Annotated in this window: 1 protein-coding gene and 1 pseudogene; both read left to right on the plus strand. The window is 56.2% G+C overall.

Annotated elements, in window-relative coordinates:
- A partial coding sequence (locus ACF8O8_RS27535) for a T6SS effector BTH_I2691 family protein (protein ID WP_392510929.1) occupies window positions 1-2013 on the plus strand: 2013 nt, incomplete at its 5' end.
- A pseudogene (locus ACF8O8_RS27540) lies at window positions 2013-2630 on the plus strand (hypothetical protein); the annotation flags it as partial. The gene ACF8O8_RS27535 and the pseudogene ACF8O8_RS27540, both read left to right, overlap by 1 nt.

Consider the following 2630-nt stretch of genomic DNA (forward strand, 5'->3'; position numbering starts at 1 on the left):
TTCAAGGCCCAGGACGATGCCGACCTGCAGGCGCTACTGGACCTGCAGCCGTTCAACAACGACCAGATCGTCTCGCCCCACGCCTCACGCCTGGCCCTGGCGCCGCCGGTGAACCAGACCAAACCCCGTGGCGCCGCCATCGGCATTACCCAGGAGCTCAACGCCTGGCGCAATGCCGCCGTCGATGATGTGAAAACGAAATGGCTGGAACGCACCGTTGAACCCGGCGTGGACAACGAGCGCAAGCTTCTGGTCGCGCAGTCGTTCCTGGAAATCGAAAAACTCTACCCACAGATGGTGGCCGAGGAGATCGTCAAGCGCGAAGTCATGGCCGAAAAAGTCCGCAACCAGCTCCACCTGCATCCCGAGATCTACTTGTTCTCCGAACGGGCCAGTCAACAGGCCGATGCCCATGATGAACGCATGAAGCCCCACCTGGCACAGTTCGAGCGCGAGGTCCGCAGCAAAGTCCAGGCCCGCCAGGATGCCGGCGAGTTCCGCAAGCGGTTCGACCAGAAATACGGCCACCTGGTCGACCGCCAGGCCATGCACGATCAGCTCGACGGTTTCGAGCAGGTCATGCAACACGCCCAGCAAGCCGCCGAGGACCGCGCCAAGGACCATACCCGCTGGGTGGTCAGCGAACGCTTGTTGCAGGCGCTGGACCGCTACGACAACGCCGACCTCATCAACGGCCTGGCCTTTGCCGAACAGACCGGCCAGTGCGTGATCGGCATGGAGTTGAGTGAAGAGGGCACGAAGGTACTGGACCACTGGTGGCGCAGTGACGTAGCAGACCGGGGCAACCTGGCAATACGCGGCATCAGCTACAACCAGGACGACATCCGGGAAGAGCTGGCGGCACTGATTGAGGCCGCCAAGGCCGAACCGCCCTCGGAATTCAACTACACGCTGGCCGAAGGCCTTGCCAAGCGAGCACATGCGGCAGCGAATGCCTTCGGGCGTATGAACGTGTTGTACGAGGAACTGCAGAAGCGGAACAACAGCGCCAGCATCGGCTTGTATGGATGGTTCGTCGCGCTTGGGCGACAGGTGCTGCGTAGCGGAGCCCCAAACAGTGCAGACCGAGCATTGCACCATGGACTGCGCCTGGCGTTGTTTGCCTCGGTACATGAAACAGCTGTCGACGTACGCCTGAGTGAAGCTGCACGTAGCCGGCAACCGATTAATTCACTACGCAGTGGTGGCCAGATTGCGCGCTATCTGGATCAGGCGTGGGCTGAAGGCTTGATGCAGGCGGACAGTCAGAAGAGTGACTTCTATAAAGTGCGTGCCGCCGGTCTGGTCTGCCTGCTGGAAGGCATGCTGATGGCGTTCAAGGCGCGGGAGCTGCCCGACAGTGATGCGCGAGTGAAGACCGAACTCCTGGCAGCCGCGATGACCACGGCAGCGGCGGGCTTTGAAGTTGGCGCCAGCTATGTGGATCAGGTGGCAATCCGATATGGCGCGAAAAGTGTGACCGGCAGAGGGGCTGCGGTAACCTTGGGTAGGTTGAAGCTGTGGGGAGCTGCGTTAGCTGGTACGGGAGGATTCGTCTTGGCGTGGTGGGACTTCGCTGACGGAGCGGAAAACTTCAAAGCAACAAGCGCTTCAACAAAATCATGGACATTGGCCGGAGCCTACCACACGCGCGCGATGGCAACATTGACGTTATCTATAGGCGAACTGGGAACTGCCATTGCCATAGCGAAGCCTTTTTTTGATTATCTATCTCATAACGCCAAGACTAAATTTGCAAGAATGTTGGCATCCTCTATGGGTGAGCTTGCAAAAAAACTAGGAACCCAAGCTGCGCGCCTTCTGCTCGCACGATTGGTAGTCGGGGCTTTCTGGATAGGGCTCGTCCTGACGATCGCAATTTACCTCCTTGAAGATGATGCATTGGAAAAGTGGTGTAGGCGCTGCTGTTTCCGAATCAGAAAAACAGCTAAGCCTTATGAAGAACATGAAGAATTAAAGGAGCTTCATTCCGCTTTCAGCGAGGTCTTATAGTGTATTTAATCGAATGGGGTTTCTGGCGGATGGCAATCGAGTCCGAAGCTGCGCGCAAGGCGTACGTAGCCGAAATGACGCCAGCAGAAAATCGCGCAATGCGTGACTTTTACGAAGGTGACCTGGAAGAGGAAGTCCATTTTCGGAAGGTAAGCGAAAACCCTCGCGCAAGCGGCCCTGTTTATTCCTTCAATGAAAATTTCCTAGAGATGCGATGCGGTGGCTCGGAAGAGAAGCGCGGCATCATCACCTTAATGACCTTGGGCAGCTTGGGACCAATGACCTACTCATGGCTAAACATAACCCTTGGCACAATCTATATAAATGCAACCCAGCCTGAGTTTCTTTCCGTATTTTCAGTTTTATTTAGCACTTACATGATATTGCTAGGGGGCGCCGCCTATTATATATATGCAAAATATGGATTTAGACTTTCAAGGCTGGAAATGCTAACCAGCCGCCATCTGCTCATTCGATTCAATCGAAAAACTCAACAGGTCCACCTCCACCGCCCCGGCTATTGCGGCGGCATCGTAACCTTCCCATGGAAAACAACAGGAAGTACAGCCATCGACCCAGAAGATGACTCACTCAGCATGGGCATGCGACTAGGCCTG

The sequence above is a fragment of the Pseudomonas sp. TYF_14 genome (genome assembly GCF_043105275.1).
Lineage (GTDB): Bacteria > Pseudomonadota > Gammaproteobacteria > Pseudomonadales > Pseudomonadaceae > Aquipseudomonas > Aquipseudomonas alloputida.